This window comes from Klebsiella sp. EMBS2024 (genome assembly GCF_036233805.1).
GTDB classification, from domain to species: domain Bacteria; phylum Pseudomonadota; class Gammaproteobacteria; order Enterobacterales; family Enterobacteriaceae; genus Klebsiella; species Klebsiella pneumoniae.
Window position 1 is genome coordinate 4,422,113 of the sequence record NZ_JAZARW010000001.1, and the last position, 23,505, is coordinate 4,445,617.

23 protein-coding genes are annotated in these 23,505 nt (G+C 60.4%); 14 read left to right on the forward strand and 9 right to left on the reverse strand.

What is annotated here, in order from left to right:
• Positions 1-489: 489 nt before the first annotated feature.
• A complete protein-coding gene (locus VZP09_RS20260) occupies positions 490-906 on the reverse strand; it encodes a GNAT family N-acetyltransferase (RefSeq protein ID WP_009485154.1) in 417 nt (138 codons plus the stop codon).
• Between VZP09_RS20260 and VZP09_RS20265 the strand changes: the two genes are divergently transcribed.
• The gene (locus tag VZP09_RS20265) at positions 881-997 is read left to right on the forward strand and encodes a hypothetical protein (protein ID WP_014343452.1); all 117 of its coding nucleotides are present in this window, start codon (positions 881-883) and stop codon (positions 995-997) included. The two genes, VZP09_RS20260 and VZP09_RS20265, sit on opposite strands and share 26 nt — an antisense overlap.
• Here VZP09_RS20265 and VZP09_RS20270 read toward each other — a convergent pair.
• Positions 957-1,079 carry a hypothetical protein gene (locus tag VZP09_RS20270; protein ID WP_328795372.1) on the reverse strand — a complete coding sequence of 41 codons (123 nt, stop codon included), beginning with the start codon at positions 1,077-1,079 and terminating at the stop codon, positions 957-959. The two genes, VZP09_RS20265 and VZP09_RS20270, sit on opposite strands and share 41 nt — an antisense overlap.
• 206 nt (positions 1,080-1,285) lie before the next feature.
• Here VZP09_RS20270 and eefA point away from each other — a divergent pair, with 206 nt between their 5' ends.
• The 8 genes from eefA (at position 1,286) to VZP09_RS20310 (ending at position 12,068) form a co-directional block, all read left to right on the forward strand.
• Complete coding sequence (gene eefA / locus VZP09_RS20275; RefSeq protein WP_004150241.1) at positions 1,286-2,410, forward strand: multidrug efflux RND transporter periplasmic adaptor subunit EefA; 1,125 nt, start codon at positions 1,286-1,288, stop codon at positions 2,408-2,410.
• Complete coding sequence (gene eefB, locus VZP09_RS20280; protein ID WP_328795373.1) at positions 2,410-5,517, forward strand: multidrug efflux RND transporter permease subunit EefB; 3,108 nt, start codon at positions 2,410-2,412, stop codon at positions 5,515-5,517. The genes eefA and eefB overlap by 1 nt, the downstream gene beginning before the upstream one ends.
• Before the next feature lie 3 nt (positions 5,518-5,520).
• Positions 5,521-6,885 (forward strand): multidrug efflux RND transporter outer membrane subunit EefC, encoded by a 1,365-nt coding sequence (gene eefC, locus VZP09_RS20285; RefSeq protein ID WP_126478167.1) that lies wholly within the window; start codon positions 5,521-5,523, stop codon positions 6,883-6,885.
• A 45-nt stretch (positions 6,886-6,930) separates the two neighbouring features.
• Positions 6,931-8,094 carry a multidrug effflux MFS transporter gene (locus VZP09_RS20290; RefSeq protein WP_023286962.1) on the forward strand — a complete coding sequence of 388 codons (1,164 nt, stop codon included), beginning with the start codon at positions 6,931-6,933 and terminating at the stop codon, positions 8,092-8,094.
• Between the two features lie 162 nt (positions 8,095-8,256).
• Positions 8,257-9,159, forward strand: coding sequence for an N-acetylmuramic acid 6-phosphate etherase (murQ, locus tag VZP09_RS20295; protein WP_040215440.1), 903 nt, complete (start codon positions 8,257-8,259; stop codon positions 9,157-9,159).
• Between the two features lie 24 nt (positions 9,160-9,183).
• Positions 9,184-10,617 carry a PTS N-acetylmuramic acid transporter subunit IIBC gene (gene murP, locus VZP09_RS20300; protein ID WP_106516799.1) on the forward strand — a complete coding sequence of 478 codons (1,434 nt, stop codon included), beginning with the start codon at positions 9,184-9,186 and terminating at the stop codon, positions 10,615-10,617.
• Between the two features lie 151 nt (positions 10,618-10,768).
• Positions 10,769-11,671: a DMT family transporter gene (locus VZP09_RS20305; protein WP_002923118.1), complete on the forward strand. Its 903-nt coding sequence runs from the start codon at positions 10,769-10,771 to the stop codon at positions 11,669-11,671.
• Positions 11,672-11,777: 106 nt separating this feature from the next.
• Positions 11,778-12,068 (forward strand): YicS family protein, encoded by a 291-nt coding sequence (locus VZP09_RS20310; RefSeq protein WP_002923120.1) that lies wholly within the window; start codon positions 11,778-11,780, stop codon positions 12,066-12,068.
• A 3-nt stretch (positions 12,069-12,071) separates the two neighbouring features.
• Here VZP09_RS20310 and VZP09_RS20315 read toward each other — a convergent pair whose 3' ends face one another.
• The 4 genes from VZP09_RS20315 to galB are packed head-to-tail and all read right to left on the reverse strand — an operon-like array spanning position 12,072 to position 15,474.
• On the reverse strand, positions 12,072-12,935 hold the full coding sequence (locus tag VZP09_RS20315) for an NAD(P)-dependent oxidoreductase (protein ID WP_328795499.1): 864 nt from the start codon (positions 12,933-12,935) through the stop codon (positions 12,072-12,074).
• Between the two features lie 2 nt (positions 12,936-12,937).
• Entirely contained in the window at positions 12,938-14,023 is a 1,086-nt protein-coding gene (locus VZP09_RS20320; protein WP_004145035.1) for a 4-oxalomesaconate tautomerase, read from the reverse strand.
• Complete coding sequence (locus tag VZP09_RS20325; RefSeq protein ID WP_004145036.1) at positions 14,024-14,737, reverse strand: 4-carboxy-4-hydroxy-2-oxoadipate aldolase/oxaloacetate decarboxylase; 714 nt, start codon at positions 14,735-14,737, stop codon at positions 14,024-14,026.
• Entirely contained in the window at positions 14,734-15,474 is a 741-nt protein-coding gene (galB, locus tag VZP09_RS20330) for a 4-oxalmesaconate hydratase (RefSeq protein ID WP_004211137.1), read from the reverse strand. Before galB ends, VZP09_RS20325 begins: the two co-directional genes overlap by 4 nt.
• Positions 15,475-15,601: 127 nt before the next feature.
• Between galB and VZP09_RS20335 the strand changes: the two genes are divergently transcribed.
• Positions 15,602-16,828, forward strand: coding sequence for a LysR family transcriptional regulator (locus VZP09_RS20335; protein ID WP_002923147.1), 1,227 nt, complete (start codon positions 15,602-15,604; stop codon positions 16,826-16,828).
• Here the strand turns inward: VZP09_RS20335 and VZP09_RS20340 are convergent.
• The 3 genes from VZP09_RS20340 to VZP09_RS20350 all read right to left on the reverse strand — a co-directional run bounded on the left by VZP09_RS20340 (position 16,825) and on the right by VZP09_RS20350 (position 20,624).
• Positions 16,825-18,087: a gallate dioxygenase gene (locus VZP09_RS20340; protein ID WP_002923152.1), complete on the reverse strand. Its 1,263-nt coding sequence runs from the start codon at positions 18,085-18,087 to the stop codon at positions 16,825-16,827. The two genes, VZP09_RS20335 and VZP09_RS20340, sit on opposite strands and share 4 nt — an antisense overlap.
• A gap of 13 nt (positions 18,088-18,100) precedes the next feature.
• Positions 18,101-19,471, reverse strand: coding sequence for an MFS transporter (locus tag VZP09_RS20345; RefSeq protein ID WP_032415828.1), 1,371 nt, complete (start codon positions 19,469-19,471; stop codon positions 18,101-18,103).
• A 211-nt stretch (positions 19,472-19,682) separates the two neighbouring features.
• Entirely contained in the window at positions 19,683-20,624 is a 942-nt protein-coding gene (locus VZP09_RS20350) for a LacI family DNA-binding transcriptional regulator (RefSeq protein WP_002923154.1), read from the reverse strand.
• 293 nt (positions 20,625-20,917) lie between these two features.
• Here VZP09_RS20350 and VZP09_RS20355 point away from each other — a divergent pair, with 293 nt between their 5' ends.
• The 4 genes from VZP09_RS20355 to VZP09_RS20370 all read left to right on the forward strand — a co-directional run.
• A complete protein-coding gene (locus VZP09_RS20355) occupies positions 20,918-21,232 on the forward strand; it encodes a PTS sugar transporter subunit IIB (RefSeq protein ID WP_004145041.1) in 315 nt (104 codons plus the stop codon).
• Between the two features lie 11 nt (positions 21,233-21,243).
• Positions 21,244-22,566: a PTS cellobiose transporter subunit IIC gene (locus VZP09_RS20360; protein ID WP_002923156.1), complete on the forward strand. Its 1,323-nt coding sequence runs from the start codon at positions 21,244-21,246 to the stop codon at positions 22,564-22,566.
• Positions 22,567-22,663: 97 nt separating this feature from the next.
• Complete coding sequence (locus VZP09_RS20365; RefSeq protein WP_016530292.1) at positions 22,664-22,966, forward strand: PTS lactose/cellobiose transporter subunit IIA; 303 nt, start codon at positions 22,664-22,666, stop codon at positions 22,964-22,966.
• Between the two features lie 144 nt (positions 22,967-23,110).
• On the forward strand, positions 23,111-23,505 hold a 395-nt coding region (locus tag VZP09_RS20370), incomplete at its 3' end, for a hypothetical protein (RefSeq protein WP_328795376.1).

Below are 23,505 nucleotides of genomic sequence, written 5' to 3' on the forward strand. Positions count from 1 at the left end.
GCTTTTGTAGCCCGGATAAGGCGCCACGCGCCGCCATCCGTGATTTTCCCTGCTCGCGCTACGCTTAGCAGGGCTACAACTTCTATGTTAATTCCCGGCAGATTGCGCTCCCGATATTTCTTCTGCGCTATGTCTCTTATGGCGCAGGGAGCGCACAGGGGGCGGCCAGTCGCCGCCGCCCCCTGTACCCCCGGGCTCCGGCCAGCAAAATCGCCGCTACGCGGTCCCTTCGACTTATCCCNGCAGGCTTCGGNTCGGGCCGAGGCAGCNTCCGTGCAAAACACGGCCCTCAGCCCGCATCCATGCGGGCTGCCCCGGCCTTCCGGGAACGTCTCAGCGATTTTGAGGCCGNCAGCACCGGCAGTTTCAGTCGCGCAAGTGGTTAAAATAACAACAGGTCGCACGAANNGTAGGCCGGATAAGGCATTTATGCCGCCATCCGGCACAACCACAGGTGCGGTACCTGACCGCCCGGGGATACCAGGATCGTTACAGCGCCTTCGACAAATAGTGGCGCTGCATGCCTGCGTGCGGGAAGTCGGGCAGCGACATCTGCAGCTGATAGCCTAATTTCTGATAAAACGGCAGCGCCTGGAAGCTAAAGGTATCCACCAGCAGATGGCTGCAGCCTTGCGCCTGCGCCTGCTGTTCCGCCTCCTGCATCAGCTCGCTCCCCAGCCCGCGCCCGCGCGTCGCCTCGCTAACCCACAGATACTCAATGCACAGCCAGTTGCCCTTGCGTTTGGCAATCAGCCCGCCCTGCATCACCCCTTGCCCATCGCGGGAGTAAACCCCCAGATCGCCAAACTGCGCCGCATCGAGATACTGCTGATTATACTGCCGTAGACCGGCAAACAATTCTTGTTGATCGTCGGGATTAATGCTTTTTGTAATGATTAGTGTCATTAACTATCTCCAGTATCGCGCTGCCGAATGGTTATTTTCCCTCTCCACTTTCACAAAATATTCTTATTTTCTCCATGATTATTTGCCTTAATTTTTTNCGTTCTAAAAGTAAGCAAAAAAACCTTTCCATTATCGCGACGGATCGTATAATGGGGAAAAATGAGAATGATCATTCTCACCACAAAACCAGAGGAGATGCGCTTTTCACCTCCTGAAGACCGAAGAGGTTGGCTTCAGCGGAGACACAATAACAATCACGTTCAGGAACATCTGTGTTCCTTTTTTGTCATTTTCGCTCACCCGAAAATGCCTCAGCACCCAACCTATTCCCTCGTTTTTAAATAAACGGGGCGGACGTCTTATATCTTGAGAAAATATAATGAAATACATCATAGCTCCCATCGCGACAGCATTATTTCTCCTTAGCGGATGCGATAATGCGCAGACATCTGCTCCGCAGCAACCCACGCCGGAAGTGGGCGTGGTCACCCTGCAAAGCCAGCCGGTGCCGGTAGTCAGCCAGCTCACCGGCCGCACCACCGCCTCGCTCAGCGCCGAAGTTCGCCCGCAGGTGGGCGGCATCATCCAGAAACGCCTGTTTACCGAAGGCGATATGGTGAAGGCCGGGCAGGCCCTTTACCAGATCGATCCCTCCAGCTATCGCGCGACCTGGAACGAAGCGGCGGCGGCGCTGAAACAGGCCCAGGCGCTGGTGGTCTCCGATTGCCAGAAGGCCCAGCGCTACGCGTCGCTGGTCAGGGATAACGGCGTTTCCCGCCAGGATGCTGACGACGCCGCCTCCACCTGCGCCCAGGACAAGGCCAGCGTGGAATCGAAGAAAGCAGCGCTGGAGAGCGCGCGCATTAACCTGAACTGGACCACCGTCACCGCGCCGATTGCCGGGCGCATCGGCATCTCGTCGGTTACGCCGGGGGCGCTGGTCTCCGCCGATCAGGATACCGCGCTGGCGACGATCCGCGGGCTCGACACCATGTATGTTGATCTGACGCGATCCAGCGTCGATCTCCTGCGTTTACGCAAGCAAAGCCTGGCCAGCAACAGCGACACCCTCAGCGTGACGTTAACCCTGGAAGATGGCAGTACCTATCCCGAAAAAGGGCGTCTGGCGCTCACCGAAGTCGCCGTCGATGAATCTACCGGCTCGGTGACCCTGCGCGCTATCTTCCCCAACCCGCAGCACGTCCTGCTGCCGGGGATGTTCGTCCGCGCGCGCATCGATGAAGGCATCATGAACGACGCGATCCTCGCCCCGCAGCAGGGGATCACCCGCGATGCCAAAGGCGACGCCACGGCGCTGGTGGTCGATGCCGCCAACAAAGTTGAGCAGCGTACCGTGGAAACCGGCGACACCTACGGCGATAAATGGCTGGTGCTGAGCGGCCTGAAAGCGGGCGACAAGCTGATTGTCGAAGGCACCGGTAAAGTGGCCCCCGGACAGACAGTGAAGGCCGTCGCCGTCAACAATAACGGAGGCAACGCCTAATGTTCTCCCGTTTCTTCGTGCGTCGCCCGGTCTTTGCCTGGGTGATCGCCATTCTGATTATGCTCGCCGGGGTGCTGGCGATCCGCACCCTGCCGGTAGGCCAGTACCCGGACGTCGCCCCGCCGGTGGTGAAAATCTCCGCCACCTATACCGGGGCGTCCGCCGAAACCCTGGAGAACAGCGTCACCCAGGTCATCGAGCAGCAGCTCACCGGCCTCGACCATCTGCTCTACTTCAGCTCCACCAGCAGCTCCGACGGCTCGGTCAGCATCACCGTCACCTTTGAGCAGGGAACCGACCCGGACACCGCCCAGGTGCAGGTACAAAACAAAGTGCAGCAGGCGGAATCGCGGCTGCCGAGCGAAGTCCAGCAGTCCGGCGTAACGGTGGAAAAATCGCAGAGCAGCTTTCTGCTGATCCTTGCGGTGTATGACAAAACCAACCGCGCCACCAGCTCCGATATCTCCGACTGGCTGGTCAGCAATATGCAGGACCCGCTGGCGCGCGTGGAGGGCGTCGGCAGCCTGCAGGTATTCGGCGCCGAATACGCGATGCGCGTCTGGATGGACCCGACCAAACTCGCCTCCTACTCGCTGATGCCTTCCGACGTCCAGTCGGCGATTGAGGCGCAGAACGTGCAGGTTTCCGCCGGTAAAATCGGCGCGCTACCGTCGTCCAATGCCCAGCAATTAACCGCCACCGTGCGCGCGCAGTCCCGGCTGCAAACCCCTGACCAGTTCAAAGCGATCATCGTGAAAAGCCAGGCCGACGGCTCGGTGGTGCGCCTGAGCGATGTCGCGCGGGTGGAGATGGGTAGCGAGGATTACACCGCCACCGCCAATCTGAACGGCCACCCTGCCGCCGGGATCGCGGTGATGATGGCCCCCGGCGCCAACGCGCTGGACACCGCGACGCTGGTGAAAAGCAAAATCGCCGAATTCCAGCGTCAGATGCCGCAGGGTTACGATATTGCCTATCCGAAGGACAGCACCGAGTTCATCAAAATCTCGGTCGAGGACGTGATTCAGACCCTGTTCGAAGCGATTATCCTCGTCGTCTGCGTGATGTACCTGTTCCTGCAGAACTTCCGCGCGACGCTCATTCCGGCGGTAGCGGTGCCGGTGGTGCTGCTTGGCACCTTCGGGGTGCTGGCCCTGTTCGGCTACTCGATTAACACCCTGACGCTGTTCGCCATGGTGCTGGCGATCGGCCTGCTGGTGGATGACGCCATCGTGGTGGTGGAGAACGTCGAGCGCATTATGCGCGACGAAGGGCTCCCCGCTCGCGAAGCCACCGAAAAATCGATGGGCGAAATCTCCGGCGCGCTGGTGGCGATTGCCCTGGTGCTGTCGGCGGTGTTCCTGCCGATGGCCTTCTTCGGCGGTTCGACCGGGGTCATCTATCGCCAGTTCTCGGTAACCATTATCTCGGCGATGATGCTGTCGGTGGTGGTAGCGCTGACCCTCACCCCGGCGCTGTGCGGCGCGCTGCTCAGCCACTCCAAACCGCACACCAAAGGGTTCTTCGGCGCCTTTAACCGCCTGTGGGGACGTACGGAGGCGGGCTACCAGCGCCGGGTGCTCGGCGGCCTGCGCCGGGGCGCAGTGATGATGGGCGCTTACGCGCTGATTTGCGGGGCGATGGCGCTGGCGATGTGGAAGCTGCCGGGCAGCTTCCTGCCGGTGGAGGACCAGGGGGAGATCATGGTCCAGTACACCCTGCCCGCCGGGGCCACCGCGGTGCGTACCGCCGAGGTGCGCCGCCAGGTCACCGACTGGTTCCTCACCAAAGAGAAAGCCAATACCGACGTCATTTTCACCGTCGACGGCTTCAGCTTTAGCGGCAGCGGGCAGAACGCCGGGATGGCCTTCGTGTCGCTGAAAAACTGGTCGCAGCGCAAAGGGGACGACAACACCGCCCAGGCCATCGCCCTGCGCGCCACCAAAGAGCTGGGGACGATCCGCGACGCCACCCTCTTCGCCATGACCCCGCCGTCGGTAGACGGTCTCGGGCAGAGCAACGGCTTCACCTTCGAGCTGATGGCCAGCGGCGGTACCGACCGCGACAGCCTGATGAAGCTGCGCAGCCAGCTGCTGGCGGCGGCCAACCAGAGCAGCGAACTGCAGTCGGTGCGCGCTAACGACCTGCCGCAGATGCCGCAGCTGCAGGTGGATATCGACAACAACAAAGCCGTCTCGCTGGGGCTGTCGCTGAGCGACGTGACCGATACGCTCTCCAGCGCCTGGGGCGGTACCTACGTGAATGACTTTATCGATCGCGGCCGGGTGAAAAAGGTCTATATCCAGGGCGAAAGCGACGCGCGCGCGGTGCCGTCGGACCTTGGCAAATGGTTCGTTCGCGGCAGCGATAACAGCATGACGCCGTTCTCCGCCTTCGCCACCACCCACTGGCAATACGGCCCGGAAAGCCTGGTGCGCTACAACGGCTCCGCCGCCTTTGAGATCCAGGGCGAAAACGCCGCCGGCTTCAGCTCCGGCGCGGCGATGGACAAGATGGAAAAGCTGGCCGACAGCCTGCCGGCGGGCTCCACCTGGGCGTGGAGCGGCATTTCGCTGCAGGAAAAGCTGGCCAGCGGCCAGGCGATGAGCCTATACGCCATCTCGATTCTGGTGGTATTCCTGTGCCTGGCGGCGCTGTATGAGAGCTGGTCGGTGCCGTTCTCGGTGATCATGGTCATCCCGCTCGGCCTGCTTGGCGCGGCGCTGGCGGCGACGCTGCGCGGCTTAAGCAACGACGTCTACTTCCAGGTGGCGCTGCTGACCACCATCGGCCTGTCGTCGAAAAACGCCATCCTGATCGTGGAGTTCGCTGAATCCGCCGTGGATGAGGGGTATTCGCTCTCCCGGGCGGCGATCCGCGCCGCGCAGACTCGCCTGCGCCCGATTGTCATGACCTCGCTGGCGTTTATCGCCGGGGTGCTGCCGCTGGCCATCGCCACCGGCGCCGGAGCCAACAGCCGCGTGGCGATCGGCACCGGGATTATCGGCGGCACCCTGACGGCCACCCTGCTGGCGGTGTTCTTCGTACCGCTGTTCTTCGTGCTGGTGAAACGTCTCTTCACCCGCCAACGTCCTTCTCAGGAGTAAGGTATGTTTCGTTTGAGTTTTATGTTTATCGCGCTCCTGACCGCGGGCTGCGTCTCGCTTGACCCGCATTATGATCGCCCGGCCGCGCCGGTGCCGGCCACCCTGCCCGGGGCGCACGGCGAATCGACGGCGGTGGTCGGCGACTGGCAGAAAGTGGTCAATGACGCGCGGCTGAAAAAAGTGGTCAGCATCGCGCTGAACAGCAACCGCGATGTGCAAAAGGCGCTGGCCGATATCGAGGCCGCGCGCGCCCAGTATGGCGAAACGCGGGCATCGCTGTTTCCCACCGTTGATGCCGAACTGAGCCACACCCGCAGCAAAACGGTGGCCAGTGGCCTGAGCTCCGCTTCACAGGCCGACGGCGCGGTCTCCAGCTTCGAACTGGACTTGTTCGGCAAGAACCAGAGCCTGTCGCGCGCGGCGCGCGAAACCTGGCTTGCCAGCGAATTCACCGCGCAGAATACCCGGCTGACGATGATTGCCGATTTGACCACCGCCTGGGTGACGCTGGCGACGGATAACAGCAATCTGGCGCTGGCGCAGCAGACCATGGACAGCGCGGCAAACTCGCGCAACATCGTCGCCCGCCAGATGGCGGTTGGCACCGCCTCCGCGGGTGATTTAAGCTCGGCGGAAAGCGTCTATCAGCAGGCGCGCGCCAGCGTCGCCAGCTATCGCACGCTGGTGGCGCAGGATAAAAACGCCATTAACCTGCTGGCGGGGGAAACCGTGCCGGAGAGCCTGCTGCCCGGCACTCTCGAGAGTCTCGGGGATAACAGCATCGCGCTGGTGCCGGCGGGCGTGTCGTCGTCGGTGCTGCTGCGTCGGCCGGACATTCAGGAAGCGGAGCACAATCTGAAGAGCGCCAATGCCGATATCGGCGCGGCGCGGGCGAACTTCTTCCCGTCGATTTCCCTGACCGCCAGCACCGGGGTCGGCAGCGACTCGCTGTCGTCGCTGTTCAGCCACGGGATGCAGGTGTGGTCGTTCGCCCCATCCATCAGCCTGCCGCTGTTCACCGGCGGCAGCAACCTGGCGCAGCTGCGCTATGCGGAAGCGGAGAAAAAGGGGCTGATCGCCACCTACGAGAAATCGATTCAGAGCGCGTTTAAGGACGTTGCCGATGCGCTGGCGCGCCGGGAAACGCTGAGCGAAGAGCTTGATGCTCAGCGGCAGTATGTCGCCGCCGAGCAGACATCGCTGGATATCGCCATGAAGAGCTATCAGGCCGGGGTCGGCGATTATCTGTCGGTGCTCACCGCTCAGCGCACGCTGTGGTCGGCGAAAACGACGCTGCTGTCCCTGCAGCAGACCGACCTCAATAACCGGATCACCCTCTGGCAGTCGCTGGGCGGCGGCGCCAGTTAAACTTACCCGCCGGGCGACCGAGCCCGGCCTCTACAAGGAATCGTTATGGCACGTGTTTCCCTCTCCTGGGCGCTGATCCTCGGCCTGTTGTCGGGTATCGGCCCGCTGTGCACGGATTTTTATCTACCGGCGCTGCCGGAGATCACTCAGCAGCTGCAGGCCACCAGCACCCAGACCCAGCTGTCGTTGACCGCCGCGCTGATTGGTCTCGGCCTGGGTCAGCTGTTTTTCGGCCCGCTGAGCGACCGCATTGGCCGCCTGAAACCGCTGGCGCTGTCGCTGCTGCTGTTTATCTTTGCTTCGGCGATGTGCGCCCTGACCCGCGATATCAACATGCTGATTGTCTGGCGCTTTTTACAAGGCTTTGCCGGCGCCGGCGGCTCGGTGCTGTCGCGATCCATCGCCCGCGATAAATACCAGGGCACCCTGCTGACCCAGTTTTTCGCCCTGCTGATGACCGTGAACGGCATTGCGCCGGTGCTGTCCCCGGTGCTGGGCGGCTACGTTATCACCGCCTTCGACTGGCGAATTCTCTTCTGGACGATGGCCGCCATTGGCGGCGTGCTGCTGGTGATGAGCCTGGCGATCCTGCGGGAAACGCGCCCGGCCACAGCGGCGCATGCCAGCCGCCAACGGCCCGGCCAGCCGGTGCTGAAAAATCGCCGCTTTCTGCGCTTCTGCCTGATCCAGGCCTTTATGATGGCCGGGCTGTTCTCCTACATCGGCTCTTCTTCCTTCGTGATGCAGAGCGAATACGGCATGAGCGCCATGCAGTTCAGTCTGCTGTTCGGTCTGAACGGTATCGGGCTGATCATCGCCGCGATGATCTTTTCCCGTCTGGCGCGCCGCTTTAGCGCCGAAAGCCTGCTGCGCGGCGGCCTGACGCTGGCCGTGAGCTGTGCGGCGATCATGCTGCTGTTTGCCTGGCTGCATCTGCCGGTGCTGGCGCTGGTCGGCCTGTTCTTTACCGTGTCGCTGATGAGCGGCATCAGCACCGTCGCCGGCGCGGAGGCGATGAGCGCCGTCGACGCCGCGCAGTCCGGGACCGCGTCCGCGCTGATGGGCACCCTGATGTTTGTCTTCGGCGGCATCGCCGCGCCGCTGGCGGGTCTCGGCGGCGAAACAATGCTGAAAATGAGCCTCGCGATGGCCATCTGCTACCTGCTGGCGCTGCTGCTGGGCCTCAGCAAACCGCGCGACGCACGCTAATCTCCTGCTGCGGTAATAAAATATTCCAGATTTATTACCGCACTATTTCCCGCCATATCTACCATTCTCGTATTATTCTCCACGTACTAATCGTGATACTCTTCACAGGCAAGGAATAAATAATTCCTTATACTGCGCGCCACTGAGAATAACGAGGTTTCTATGAGTATCGACCTGAGCAAACTGCTGACCGAGCGACGTAACGCCAACAGCGCCAACATTGACACCCTCTCCACCCTCGAGATGCTGACGGTGATAAACCAGGAAGACCAGCAGGTAGCCCATGCCATAACGCCCTATCTGCCGCAGATTGCCGAGGTGGTGGATAAGGTCGCGGCGGCGCTGCAGGCCGGTGGCCGCTTGATATACATTGGCGCGGGTACCTCAGGGCGTCTGGGGATCCTCGATGCCAGCGAATGCCCACCGACCTTCGGCACCCGCCCGGAGCAGGTGGTGGGGATCATCGCCGGGGGACATAAAGCGATTCTCAGCGCCGTGGAAAACGTGGAAGACAACAAAGCGCAGGGGGCGATGGATCTGCAGAACCTGAACTTCAGCAACCGCGATGTGCTGGTGGGGCTGGCGGCCAGCGGACGCACGCCGTACGTCATTGGCGCCATGGAATACGCCCATAGTCAGAGTGCCTTTGTCGCCATCGTCAGCTGTAACCCGCATGGCGAAATGGCCCAGCTGGCGGACGTGGCGATCACCCCGGTGGTCGGCCCGGAGGTGGTCACTGGCTCTACCCGCCTGAAAGCCGGCACCGCGCAGAAGCTGGTGCTGAACATGATCTCCACCGGGGCGATGATCCGCGTCGGCAAGGTGTACAGCAACCTGATGGTCGACGTCGAAGCGACCAACGCCAAGCTGATTGAGCGCCAGGTCTCTATCGTGATGGAGGCCACCGACTGCGATCGCGCCACCGCCCAGAAGGCGCTGGAGGCCTGCGGCCGCCACTGTAAAACGGCGATCGTGATGGTGCTGGCGGACTTAAGCGCCGCAGAGGCGCAGTCGCTGCTGGCGAAAAACAACGGCTATATCCGCAAGGCGCTCAGCAACACCTGAGCGCCGACAGACAGGTAACGGGCAATGGCAAAAATAACGAAAGAGATGATAGCGCGGATCCTCGCCCACGTGGGCGGCGCCGCAAACGTCGCGCAGGCGGGCAACTGCATGACGCGCCTGCGCTTGACCCTGCGCGATGAAAGTCTGGCCGACAGCGCCGCCATCCGCCAGATTGACGGCGTGATGGGGGTGATCGTCAGCGACGAGCAGTTCCAGGTGGTGCTCGGCCCCGGCAAGGCGCAAACCGCCGCCGAAATGATGAACGGCCTGCTGGAGGCGGCGCCCGCCGCCGCGCCGACGCTGGCCGACGTCGCGGCGGAGAAAAAGCAGGCGCTGAAGGGCAGGCAGACCAGCGCGGTGCAGAAGTTTCTCGCCAAATTCGCCACCATCTTTACGCCGCTGATCCCCGGCTTTATCGCCGTCGGGCTGCTGCTGGGCTTCGCCACCCTGGCGGAACAGGTTTTCGTACTGGAGAACGCCCATCCGAACGCCAGCCTGGTGGCGCTGATTGGCTATATGAAGGTCTTCAGCAAAGGGATGTTCACCTTTCTGAGTATCCTGATTGGCTATAACGCGCAGAAGGCGTTCGGCGGCTCCGGCGTGAACGGCGCGATTATCGCCTCGCTGTTCGTGCTGGGCTACAACCCGGAGGCAACTAGCGGCTTCTACGCCGGCATTTCCACCTTCTTCGGCCATGGCATCGATCCGCGCGGCAATATCATCGGCGTACTGATCGCCGCTATCCTTGGCGCGTGGGTTGAACGCCAGGTGCGGCGGGTGATGCCGGCCAACCTCGATATGATCCTCACTTCGGCGGTGACGCTGCTGATCATGGGCGCGGTGACCTTTACGGTGATCATGCCGATTGGCGGCTGGTTGTTTACCGGCATGTCGTGGCTGTTCTTGCATCTTAACGGCAACCCGTTTGGCTCGGCGGTGCTGGCCGGCCTGTTCCTGCTGGCGGTGTTGTTCGGCGTCCATCAGGGGTTTGTCCCGGTCTATTTTGCGCTGGTGGACGCCCAGGGCTTTAACTCGCTGTTCCCGATCCTGGCGATGGCCGGGGCCGGGCAGGTGGGGGCGGCGCTGGCGCTGTTCTGGCGGGCGAAGCGCGATTCGCTGCTGCGAACCCAGATTAAAGGGGCGATTATTCCGGGCTTCCTCGGGATTGGCGAGCCGCTGATCTACGGCGTCACCCTGCCGCGGATGAAGCCGTTTGTCACCGCCTGCCTCGGCGGCGCCTGCGGCGGGTTCTTCGTCGGACTGATCGCCTGGCTGGGGCTGCCGGTCGGCCTGAACACGGTGTTCGGCCCGTCCGGTCTGGTGGCGCTGCCGCTGATGACCTCCGGCAGCGGAATTTACGCCGGGATGGCGGCCTACGCCGGCGGGCTGGCGGTCTCCTACCTGTGCGGCTTTGTCCTCACCTGGCTGTTCGGCAGTAAAAATGTCGATTTAAGCTAGAACGCGACTATCGGTTAATGCCCGGCGGCGGCTTCGCCTTACCGGGCCTGCAAAATAGTTACGCCGCCGCGCCCGACTACCATTTCCTGCCCCGCCGCCCGGGCGCGCGCATGCTATGATTCCCCTTTGTCATATTTCGCTTGAGGAAAAGATGGGCTCCAGCAAAAAAGGGATGCTGAACGTACTGATTGCCGCCGTGCTGTGGGGCAGTTCCGGGGTGTGTGCGCAATTTATTATGCAGGAAAGCCAGATGTCGTCGCCGTTTCTGACCATGACGCGTCTGCTGTTCGCCGGGCTGATCCTGCTGATGCTCGGCTTTGTTCACGGCGACCGCATTTTCCGCGTGCTGCAAAACCGCCGCGACGCCCTAAGCCTGCTGTTTTTCTCGCTGTTTGGCGCGCTAACCGTGCAGTTCACCTTTCTGATGACCATTGAAAAGTCCAATGCCGCCACGGCCACGGTGCTGCAGTTTCTGTCGCCGACGATCATCGTCGCCTGGTTCGCCCTCGCCCGCAAAGCGCGTCCCACTCCGCTGGTGCTGGGGGCTATCTGCACCTCGCTGGCGGGCACCTTTCTGCTGGTGACCCACGGCAACCCAACGACGCTGTCGATTTCGCCGGCGGCGCTGTTCTGGGGGATCGCCTCGGCGTTTGCCGCCGCCTTTTATACCACCTATCCTTCAACGCTGATTGCCCGCTACGGGACGCTGCCCATCGTCGGCTGGAGCATGCTGTTCGGCGGCGCGATGCTATTGCCGTTTTACGGCGGCCAGGGCACCGATTTTGTGGTTAACGGCAGCCTGCTGTTAGCTTTTTTCTACCTGGTGGTGATCGGTACTTCGCTGACCTTCAGCCTCTATCTCAACGGCGCGCAGAAGATTGGCGGCGCAAAGGCAGGGATCCTCAGCTGCGCCGAACCGCTGAGCAGCGCCCTGCTGTCGCTCCTGCTGCTGGGGATCACCTTCACGCTGCCGGACTGGCTGGGCACTCTGCTGATCCTCGCGTCGGTGGTGCTGATCGCCATCGACTCGCGGCGGCGGGTGAGAGCCGCCTGAGCAGGCGATAAAAAGCGCATTTTCAATAAGTTAAACTGACCACTATTTGCGTGTTTTCCCGCCTGCGCATATAGTTGACGGAAGCGATTACGGAAGGAGAAGCCTGATGAAAGCATGTTGGATGGTATGCCTGGTCACCGCCCTGAGCGCCACGTCGGCGTGGGCCGAATCACCGCTGCAAAGCCTGCAGTTCGAGCAGCAAAAACAGCAGGTGCTCAAAGCGGTGAAGGAAAAATGCGCGCCAGCAAGCCACCTCAGCGACAACGATTTTGCCAATAAAGTGCTGGCGACCGACGGTAACAAGAACGCGGTCCGCGAAGCAACGCTGGCGAAGGAGCGCAATAACCAGAAAAGCTACCAGGCCGCAATCGACAAAATCGTCTGTCCGGCCAAATAGCGGTTATTTCAGCCTCGCGACCAGCGTTTTCCAGTCAAACGGCGTCAGCTGCCTGTAGCTCAGGCTACGGGCGGCCATCTGCTCCGGCAGCTGGCGCTGGCTTTTCGCGATCGCCTCGCTCATTATCCCGGCGCTCCCCACGTCACGCAGGGTTTTCACCACCTCTTCCATCTCTTCGCTGCGCCGAATGCCATGTTCCGCCACCCGGCTGATCAGATAGTCGGGGAACGCGCCTGTCCAGCCCAGAGAGGGGAAACTATGATGCAAGGAGCTAAGCACCTCCTCCTCAACGCCGTATTCACGAGCCGCGAACAGGCATTCTGTGGTAAGCGCTTCAAGACCTTTGATCATCACGCTACGGCACATTTTTATCGCCGACACCTGGCCCACCGTACTGGCGCCATAGCGGGCATTCAGCCCCAGCCCCTGCAGACGCGGCGCGATCGCCTCCGCCTGCGGCCCGCCGATCAATAACGGTGTCTGCAATCGGGCCGGCGGTACCGGCGCCATCACCGCGACATCGATGTAGGCGCCCGGCAGAAAATGTTCAGCCGCCTGCCGTTTCGTCTCCGGCGCCACGGAGTTGAGATCGAGGAAATATTGTCCCGGCTGCAGCAGCGCGGCCGCCTGCTGCGCCACCTTTAGCGCCTCACCGGCGGTCACAGTAGAAAAAACCAGCGTGGCCCCCTCCAGCGCCTGCGCCAGCGAATTTCCCACCTGAACGCGCGAATCACGGGCTTTTTTGCCCATCGCCTCTCGCNCCGGGCCATTGAGCTTGCAATCCCAAATGGTCACCGCATGCTCACGGGCCAGATCCGCCGCCAGAATGCCACCCGCCTCGCCAAAACCAATAAACGCGATTGTCATCATCACTCCTCACGCGGCCAGACGCGGGCCGGAATAAAAACCTCGCCAGCAAACAGCAGTCGCGCCGTGCGTAACAGGCCGCAGCCAGCCAGGGCGCCGTCAGCATCAAGCTGAAGCGTCACGCTAAATTCGCCTGTCGGATGCTCGACGCTGAGCAGCGGCGTATCGCCTGGCGCTACCTGCGCCAGGCCCTGCGCGACAGAGCCGGGGAGCAGACAAGCGCTGGCCACGCTCACCGCGCCAAATACGCCGATCGACGCGTGGCAGCGGTGGGGGATAAAGGTGCGGCTGCTGATGGCGCCGCCGTGCCGCGGCTCGGCGATCAGGGTCATCTTGGGCACCGTGCGCTGGCTGACGTCGCCAAGCTGCATCAGCGGCCCGGCCTGCAGGCGAATCGACTCCAGGCGACGTTTAAGCGCGTCGTCATTATCCAGCTGTTCGCGCGTCTCATAGCCGGTGCAACCGAGGTCGCACGCGCGCAACAGGATCACCGGCATTCCGTTATCGATGCAGGTCACCTCGACGCCGTCAAAACGGTCACGGACCCGGCCGGTCGGCAGCAGCGCCCCGCAGCTGGAGCCGGCGACATCAAGAAAATGGAGCAGGATCGGGCTGGCGCTGCCCGGCACGCCATCGATACGGCTCTCGCCGACGTAGTTGACCCCGTCGGCATCGCAGGGGATCTCTGCCACCGCCAGTTGCCCCGTGTTCTCCATAAAAATACGCACCCGAGTGAGCGGCGCATCGTGGCGAACCAGACCGCGCTCGATGGCGAAAGGGCCAACGGCGGCGAGAATATTGCCGCAGTTTTGGCCGTAATCCACGGTAGCCGCCGCCACGTTCACCTGGGCAAACAGATAGTCCACATCGGCGTCAGGCCGTGCGGAGCGGCGGATAATCGCCACTTTGCTGGTCAGCGGATCGGCGCCGCCGATCCCGTCAATTTGCCGGGGATCAGGCGAGCCCATCACCGCCAGCAGCACCGCATCACGTCGCACCGGATCGGCAGGCAGATCGTCGGCCAGAAAACAGGCCGCTTTAGAGGTGCCGCCGCGCATCCATAGACAGGGGATTCCGCGTTGCGCCATTTATTCCTCCACCTCGTCTGCGCGGTCGTAATACCGCAGGCCCTTTTCCGCCAGACGCGGACGCATAGCGTAAATATCCAGCCCCAGCTCGCCATTGCGCATCCGCTCACGTTTCGCAAGCTCATTGCTCATGCGGGCTTCCGCTTTATGGAGCACATCACGGACCCGGGCGTGAGGCAGCACCACGACGCCATCGTCGTCGGCCACCACGACATCGCCCGGCTGTACAAGCTGACCTGCGCATATCACCGGGACGTTAACCGAACCGAGGCTCTCTTTCACCGTCCCCTGGGCATAAACCTGACGGGACCAGACGGCGAATCCCATTTCCCGCAACGTTTGCGAATCACGAATGCCGATATCGCCCACCAACCCGACCACGCCGCGCGATTGGAGAGACGTCGCCAGTAGATCGCCGAAGAAGCCATCGCCGCACGGCGAGGTCGGGGCCACCACCAGAATATCGCCGGCGCGGCACTGCTCGACCGCCACATGAAACATCCAGTTGTCGCCAGGCGTCACCAGCACGGTTACCGCGTTGCCCGCCCGGCTGACGCCCTGCTGAATCGGACGGATTGCCGGCCCCATCAGCCCCTGACGATCCCAGGCTTCATGGAGCGTCGCCACCCCGGCCGCCTCACAGCGGCGCAAAACCGCCTCGTCATGGCGCGGCAGGTGGCGGATCACAAGGCCTTTTTTATTTAACAGGTTCATGCCAGGTTCTCCGTTACGCGGGGGAAGATGCTCTGGAAGGCTTCGCCGTGAACGATATCGCGCGCGGCCGTGATGCCGATATTGCGCTTGGCCTGCACCCCGCGCTGCAGCGCCACGCGGGTGTAGTATTCCCACAGATGCTCCTGACCCTGCATGCACTGAATGGCCTGATACTTTTTCTCCCAGACGGCGGTGATGTCCAGCAACACATCGGGTTTCCAGTTGCACTGCTCCGGCTGGTGCGGTTCGAAACAGTAAACCGGGGGAGCAGAGACAATTTTCTCGCCAGGGCGATAGCCTTCTGCCTGGGCGATAATCCGTGCTTCCTGGGCCAGATGGGAGGCCAGCGGATGATCGTAGTTATAGGGATCGTGCAGGGAGTGCGTCAGGACAAAGTGGGGCTGGATACGGCGATACACATCCGCCAGACGAAATAGCGTCTCTTTATCGGCGCGCAGCGGATAATCGCCGATATCAAAGAATTCGACGCTGGCGCCCAGGATCGCGGCGGCGGCCTGGGCCTCTTCGCGACGCACCTGCTTCACCGCCTCCTCGGTCATGTTGCCTTTACGCCACAGTTTGGCGGACTCGCCGCGCTCGCCAAAGGATAAACAGACCACATGGACCTGATAGCCCTGCAGGGCATGCAGCGCTATCGCACCGCCCGCGCGCCAGACGAAATCGGCCGAGTGGGCGCTGACGACAAGGGCACTTTTTTCGCTAACCGGATGAGACATGATGGCTTCCTCTGTTGTTTTTTTCAGCTTGTCATGTCCCGTCGTGGGGAGGTAATTCGTTAACTTGCGAAGGCTATGATTTTTATTTATGTTGTCGTCTCACTAACTTTTTCAGGCCTGACGAACAATGCTAAAGAGAAAGCACGATAAAATTATAAATATCATGCAGCTGCGCTTTTTCTGTCAGGTCGCGCTGCGCGGTAGCGTCTCACGCGCGGCCGATGACTTATTCCGCACGCAGTCAGCGATAACCCGGGCTATTCGCGATCTTGAAGCCGCGTTGAACGTCACGCTGTTCGAACGCCATTACAGCGGCATGGTGCCCACCGAGTATGGCAAGTGCATCCTGCCGCGCGCCCGGCGGGCGATTGACGACCTGCAGGCCATCCCGGCGCTGCTGCAGAAGCACCATACCCGCAGCAGCGGCCCGCTGGCGGACGCCGGCTGGCTGTTCAATACCCGCCGCTTAGCCATTTTTATTCAGCTCTATCACGTCAACCATACCCAAACCGTCGCGCAACAGTTGGGGATCACTCAGCCGGCGGTCAGTGCCGCGCTGAAGGTCCTGGAAAAAGGAGCGGATTCGGCGCTATTTCGCCGGACGCCAGAGGGGGTGCGTCCCACGCCTGCCGCAGAGCTACTCTATCCCCCGGTGAGCAGAGCGCTCAACGAGCTGGAAAACATCTGGAGCGATCTCGCTGCCCGTCGCGGGGTGCTGGAGGGCACCGTGCGCATTGGCGCCCTGCCGCTGAGCCGGACCCGGCTACTGCCCTCCGCCATCGCCGCCTTTCTGGCCCAGCACCCGGGCATCACCCTCATGACCAATGAAAGCCCGTATGAGTCGCTGGTCGCCGATATGCGGGCAGGTAATATCGATTTTATTATCGGCGCCCTGCGCCAGGATGAAGATCTCCCGGACCTCTGTAGCGAAGCGTTATTCGAAGAGGATATGTTGATTTTACTGCGTAATAACCACCCGCTGCTTCGCCATCCGGACCCGCGCAGCCAGCTGGCGACAGCGCAATGGGTGCTGCCGCGCGCCAACGCGCCGGCGCGCAATTTGCTGGATAAGGCGTTTGTCACCCTGGGGCTGCCGCTGCCCCAGCCGACGGTAGAGACCGGGGATGCGGCGATGGTGCGAGGATTGCTGCAGGGCTCCGACATGCTGGCGGCGGTCTCCGCCAGCCAGATGCGTTTTGAAACTGACAATGGGCTGCTCAGCGTGTTGCCGGTTCCCCTGCCCGATACCACCCGGCGTATCGGGCTGACGTTTCGCGCCGGCAGCCTGCCCTCCCCGGCGACGCAGGCGCTGTTGCGTTTTATTTATCAGCAGGTTCAGGACGGGGCCGTTTAACGTTTACCCGCCACCGAATAGGTTACCTGCTGGTTGCGCGTTTGCTGAAACGCCTCCAGCGTCTGCCCGCGCATCGCGGCGTAAATATGCAGGTTGGATACGCCGACCACCGCGCCCATTTTCTCCAGCAGGAAGAAGCTGGCGCCATACTGAATTAATCCCCGCCAGTCGCGCGCGTTGAGCAACTGCTGTTCCTCCTCACTCAGTCCGGCTTCGGCATAAAGCGACTGAGGCGACTGCAGAAAACGTTCACGCCAGGCAGGCTCAATCAGCCGATGCAGGAAACGGTTAAGCCGCAAGCCATTCAGGCTGCGCTCGTGGGTAAAAGGATAGGTTCCCGGCAGTTTCTCCACCCCGGCCAGCTGCTGCGCCATATGCTGGCGATGGCGCGTCAGGGTATCGACGGGGGGCAGGCGCGCATTGTTCTCAAGGATCAGCGTGGCGATACCGGTCATCGAGGGCAGGTAATAGTCGCGCCAGGTTTCGGTGACATTGGCTGATAGCGCGCCGCGCATCACCAGCCACATGATCACTTCGGACCCCTCCATCCCCCCCAGCTCGGCATATTCGCCAAGGGTCATTTCGGTAAGCTTTTCCGGGTCATTAACCAGCATATCAACAAACTGGGCATCCCAGTCGGGATTATTAAATCCGCAGCGCTCGCCATGAACCTGATGCGAGAGCCCGCCGGTCGCGACAATCGCCACATTGATATCTTCCGGGAAGCTTTCAATCGCCCGGCGCAGCGCCTGGCCGAGTTTGTAACAACGGCGCGCGCTTGGTACCGGAAATTGCAGCACGCCGATCTGTAACGGGATCACCGCCGTCGGCCACCCCTGCGCTTCATCCCAGGGCAACAGCGCCGAAAGCGGCGAGAAAAGGCCGTGGTCGAGCTTTTTATCCATAAAGAACGACATATCAAACTCGTCGGCCATCAGGCTGGCGCCAATGTGCCTTGAGAGCGCCGCGTTGCCCTGGACCGGCGGCAGACAGCGCGGTCCGCCGCCTTCATCGGCAACGTCATATTGACTGTCGATTCCCAGCGTAAAAGTCGAATAGTGATCGAAGAAAAAGGCGGTCACATGGTCATTAAAGATGTACACCAGCGCATCCGGTTTTTTCTCCTCCAGCCAGCGCTGCAGCGGTTCGAAGCTCTGGAAGATCGGCGCCCACGCCGGGTCCTGCTGTTTATGATGATCGACCGCGAAGCCGATAGTCGGGGTATGAGAGACGGCGATACCGCCGAGAATGTTAGCCATCAGATAACTCCACTTATCGGTGTTCGAGGGGGGATGACAAAGCGTCAAGTTCTGCCTCTGTGAGTCGAGGCTTAGCGTGATTCATACGGTGCAACAAAATACAGATCCCCGCCAGGCAGGCCGGCAGCGCAAGCACCAAAAAGATCGACGAGTGTCCCGGCACGGCCAGCATCAGCATCCCGCCCAGCGTGGAGCTGAGGATAGCCCCGGTACGGCCGATACCATGCATCCAGCTGACTCCGGTAGCGCGGATCTCGGTTTGATAATAGGCGGGCGAATAGGCCTGCAGACCGTTCTGCGCGCCGTTAATGCACATCCCGCTGATAAAAATCAGCACCGACAGCGCCGCCGAACCGAAATTCATCACCCCCTGGGACAACAGGCACAGACAGCCGAGGAAATAGGTTGCCGCAATCACGGCTTTCGCCGAAGCGCGATCCATCAGCATACCGACAAGGATCCCGCCCAGCGGGCCGCCGAGCTGGAACAAGCCGGTCATCATCGCCGCCTGCTGCAGCGACAGCCCGCCGGAGCGGAGAATGGTTGGCAGCCAGCCGTTCAGCAGGTAAATCACAAACAGCCCCATAAAATAGGTTAACCACAGCGCTATCGTGCCGCGGGCATAGCCATGCCGGAACAGCTGCGCCACTTTGCTGCTCCGCGTGATGGGCGGCGCATTCAGCTGGAAAACGGTTTCAGCCGTAAACTGGCCCCCAAGCCGGTTAAGCGCCCTGGCAATCTGCTCGCCCGGTAGTCGGCGCGCCACCATGTTCATCGCCGACTCCGGCAACATCACGATCATAAAGGGGAGCACCACGAGCGGCAGCACGCCGCCAAAAACCAGCGCCGAGTGCCAGCTGTAATGCGATAACAAACCGGCGGCGATAAAGCCGCCGAGGCCGGAACCCACGTTAAAACCGCTGTACATCAGGGTGATCATCACCCCTTTACGCCGCTCCGGCATATATTCCGCCACCAGCGTGACGCAGTTGGGCATTACGGCGCCAAGGCCAAGGCCGGTGAGAAAACGCATCAGCGCCAGCTGCGTCGGGCTTTGCGCCACGGCGCCGGCCAGGCTGAACAGCGCAAACAGCGCCACCGACCAGAGTAAAATTCGCTTTCGGCCGTAGCGGTCAGAAAGCGGACCCGCTACCAGGGCGCCAATGGCGACGCCGAACATGGCCGCCCCAAGAATCGGCCCCATTTCGGCCCGGCTGATGCCCCAGTCCTCGATGAGCGCCGGGGCGACAAAGCCCATCACCGCGGCGTCATACCCATCCAGCATAATGATGATGAAACAGAGCAGCAGCACGTTCCATTGAAAGCGCGAGACCGGGCGGGTATCTATCCACGCTTTCACATCGACAACGTTCGTGTGATTCATAGGGTGACTTCCTCAAGCAGGCGGTACGAATGTTCTGGTTAGTGTTTTTTGAGTGGAACTTTCGTACTCAACTTAAGGCAGGTCACGCAGGCTGTCCGGTTCGAAAATCCGGCGTCAGATATGAGTTTTATTTATAATGTGAGGGATACGACAAAAACCAGCCAGCAAAAAACCCGCAGCCAACGGCGGCGGGTCAGGGCAAGAGCAGCGTTTAGTGCTTCGGAATAATTAAATCGCCGCGCAGCGGGCTGCCGCCCGGGTTGTCCGTTTTCTCGGTCAGCCAGTTGACGATCCGCGACGCCATCGCGTCCATGGAATATTCAATCGCCGGGATAGTCGGGATACCGGGCAGCTGTAACGATCCGGCGAGGCTAAACACCATGACATTTTGCGGAACGGCGCGGTTAAACGCCTGCAGCTGCGGCACCACGCGCTGCGCCTGCTGTTCATCGCTCACCAGCAGCGCGTTAAAGTTCAGCGTAGTGGCGTTATTGACCAGCTCCTGCACCGCCACCGACGGCGAGGTGTTATCCAGAAACACCAGGTTGCGATTAAACGGCAAAAAGTTTTTTTCCAGCGCGTGCTTGTAGCCCAGCAGCACCTGGTCGGCAAAGCCGCTGCTCTGCGGATGAATCAGCGCAATCTGCCGTCTCCCCTGGCTAATCAGATAGTGACAGGCGGTTTCGGCGGCGAAAGCATGATCGAACTGAATACTGTTGTCGCCTTCGCTATCGAGGCAGTCCACCAGCACCACGTCCGGGCGGTTAATATTCAGAGGAAAACGCGCGCCGATGATTAGCACGTTATCGCACAGCCCGCAGGTCAACTCCTCCAGAGAGTTCATCACGCCGTGGCTGGTGTTGGCGAAGCGCAGCAGCAGGTGTTTCTGGTGCTGGCTGAGCTGTTTTTCCAGGGCGTAGAGATAGCTGGTGGTTTGATTGATGTTGTCCTGGGCGCAGATGACGCCGATGCAGCCGGTGGACTGGCTGAGCAACGACTGGGCTATCATGTTTGGCCGGTAATTGAGCGCTTCCGCCGCCTGCAGCACCGCCTGACGACTGGCTTCCTTCACGCCACGTGAGCCGCTCAACACTCGCGACACCGTGGCTTTGGAAACCCCGGCAAGTCGTGAAACATCATTGATTGTCGACATCATTTTCCCCTGCGCGGGCGCCGCGTCCCGCCAAAATCCTGTAAACCTGAATCGCTTCAATTATGACCAGCGCAGTATATCCATTTCGCCATTTGTTTGGAAACCGATTTTCCATTTCAGCGCAAAACATCGCCAAATCGACAGAATAATGTGAGCGAAATCCAATAAATCCGCCCTATAAGCAGGAGATCTTGACCACTATCACAGTTCTGCTTTTTATAAATGGAAACCGGTTTCCGTCTGATATCAAATCACCCACGCAATAACTTTTTACATTTTGAGGATGGTCGTCGATGTACAAGATTATGCTGTGCTGCTCTGCCGGGATGTCCACCAGTCTGCTGGTCAGAAAGATGGTTGAGGCGGCGAATGAACGTGACCTGCCGGTGCAGATTGACGCCTATGGCGTTTCCGAATTTGACATGCAGTTTCCGCAGTATCAGGTGGTGTTGCTTGGCCCCCAGGTGAAATACATGTTGAAAACCCTGTCTGACAAAGCGGCTTCCCTGAACATTCCCGTTCAGCCCATCGATACGATGGACTACGGTATGCAGCGGGGAGACAACGTCCTGAATTATGCTCTGTCGCTGATCCCAGCGGCGCACTGAGAGGTGTTGAAATGAGTTCTCTGTATCAGTCCATGATTGCCGTGATCGAGCAATCTATTACTCCGCTGGCAGGACGCCTTGGGCAGCAGAAATACGTTATCGCTATCCGCGATGGCTTCACTGCCGCCTTGCCGTTTATGATCATCGGCTCTTTCATGCTGGTATTTATCTTTCCGCCGTTTTCACCCGATACCACCAACGGCTTTGCCCGCGGCTGGCTTGATTTCTCCCAGCACTACCGCGAACAGCTGATGCTGCCGTTTAACCTCAGCATGGGCGTGATGACCTTCTTTATCTCGGTCGGCATTGGCGCCAGCCTCGGTCGTCAGTTTCAGCTCGATCCGGTGATGTCCGGTCTGCTGGCGTTTATGGCTTTCCTGCTGGTCGCCGCGCCCTATGCCGATGGCAAAATTTCCACTCAGTATCTGTCCGGTCAGGGCATTTTCACCGCGCTGATCACCGCCATCTACTCCACCCGCGTTTACGCGTGGCTGAAGCAAAACAACATTACGATTCGTCTGCCGAAAGAGGTCCCCACCGGCGTCGCCCGTTCGTTTGAAATCCTGATCCCGGTGCTGGTGGTTATTGCGACTCTGCATCCGCTGAATCTGTTTATCGAAGCGCAGACCGGGATGATCCTGCCGCAGGCGATCATGCATCTGCTGGAGCCGCTGGTTTCCGCCTCCGACTCGCTGCCGGCGATTTTGCTCTCTGTTCTGATGTGCCAGATTTTCTGGTTCGCCGGTATCCACGGCTCGCTGATTGTTACCGGCATTATGAACCCGTTCTGGATGGCCAACCTGTCGGCAAACCAGGCGGCGCTGGCGGCTGGCACGGTACTGCCGCACGTCTACCTGCAGGGCTTCTGGGATCACTATCTGCTGATTGGCGGCGTCGGTTCTACCCTGCCGCTGGCCTTCCTGCTGCTGCGTAGCCGGGCCACCCATCTGCGCACCATCGGCAAGATGGGCATCGTGCCGAGCTTCTTTAATATCAACGAGCCGATTCTGTTCGGAGCGCCGATCATCATGAACCCGATGATGTTTATCCCCTTCGTCTGCGTACCGATGGTCAACGCGGTGCTGGCTTACGGCGCGACGCGTCTTGGCTGGCTGAGCCAGGTGGTGTCGCTGACGCCGTGGACTACGCCGGCCCCAATTGGCGCGTCGTGGGCGGCTAACTGGACCCTGAGCCCGGTGGTGATGTGTCTCATCTGCATGGTGATGTCGGCGGTCATTTACCTGCCGTTCCTGCGCGCTTATGAACGTTCCTTAATGAAAACCGAAGTTGAGAAAGCCAAAAATAGCGTTCCGGTAGCAGAAACCGTTAGCTAATCCCTCTCCTTCCGGAGAGATAATAAGATGACAGCGTAATAATGCAGAAAATGGACTTTCACTGCATTATTAAATAATAAATACCTCAGGAATACACATGATGGAATTAGAAGATGCGGTAATGGAAATTATCGTTAATGCGGGACAGTCACGCTCATTATGTTTTGAAGCGCTGCATGCGGCCCGAACCGGAAATATCGACGAAGCGCGCTTACTCTTAAACGAGGCCGACGGTTACGCCCGCCGGGCGCATCAGATGCAGACCCAGCTCATCGGGCAGGATGCCGGTGAAGCGCGTCAGCCCATGACGCTGATTATGGTACATGCCCAGGATCATTTGATGAATTCGCTGCTGGCCCGCGAGTTCTCAGAAGAATTAATCCATCTGTACCAGCGTTAATTAATATGGAATAACGTTAGCGAGAATATTATTCTCCGGCGTCGCTGTACCCTAAAAAACAAATCAGCTTATTTTGGCTATTTATTCTAGCCAGAATGGGATGGTTATTATCTGAAATATATTAATTATTAAAGCGAGATAACCATGAATACTGTAAAAAAACTGCCTTTAGCCATGGCGGTGGTCGCCGCGCTGTGCCCAATTTCTGTCATGGCGCAAGAATTTACGCAGGAACAGATCGACGCCATCGTCGCCAAAGCCGTTGATAAAGCGCTGGCCGACCGCCAGGCAAAAATCGACGCCGCGGCCAACAAAAAGGTCGACGTGATTACTAACCCGGAAACCACCGCCGCCTCGCCGGATATGGCCATTCCGTTCGGCCTCAAGTTCAGCGGCTANGCCCGCTATGGCGCCCACTTCCAGACCGGCGACCAGAAATATGTCGGCGTCGACGGCTCCTATAACGGCGCCTCGGCGATCGGCCGTCTGGGCAACGAAAGCAACGGCGGCGAATTCCAGATCAGCAAGGCCTTCANAAG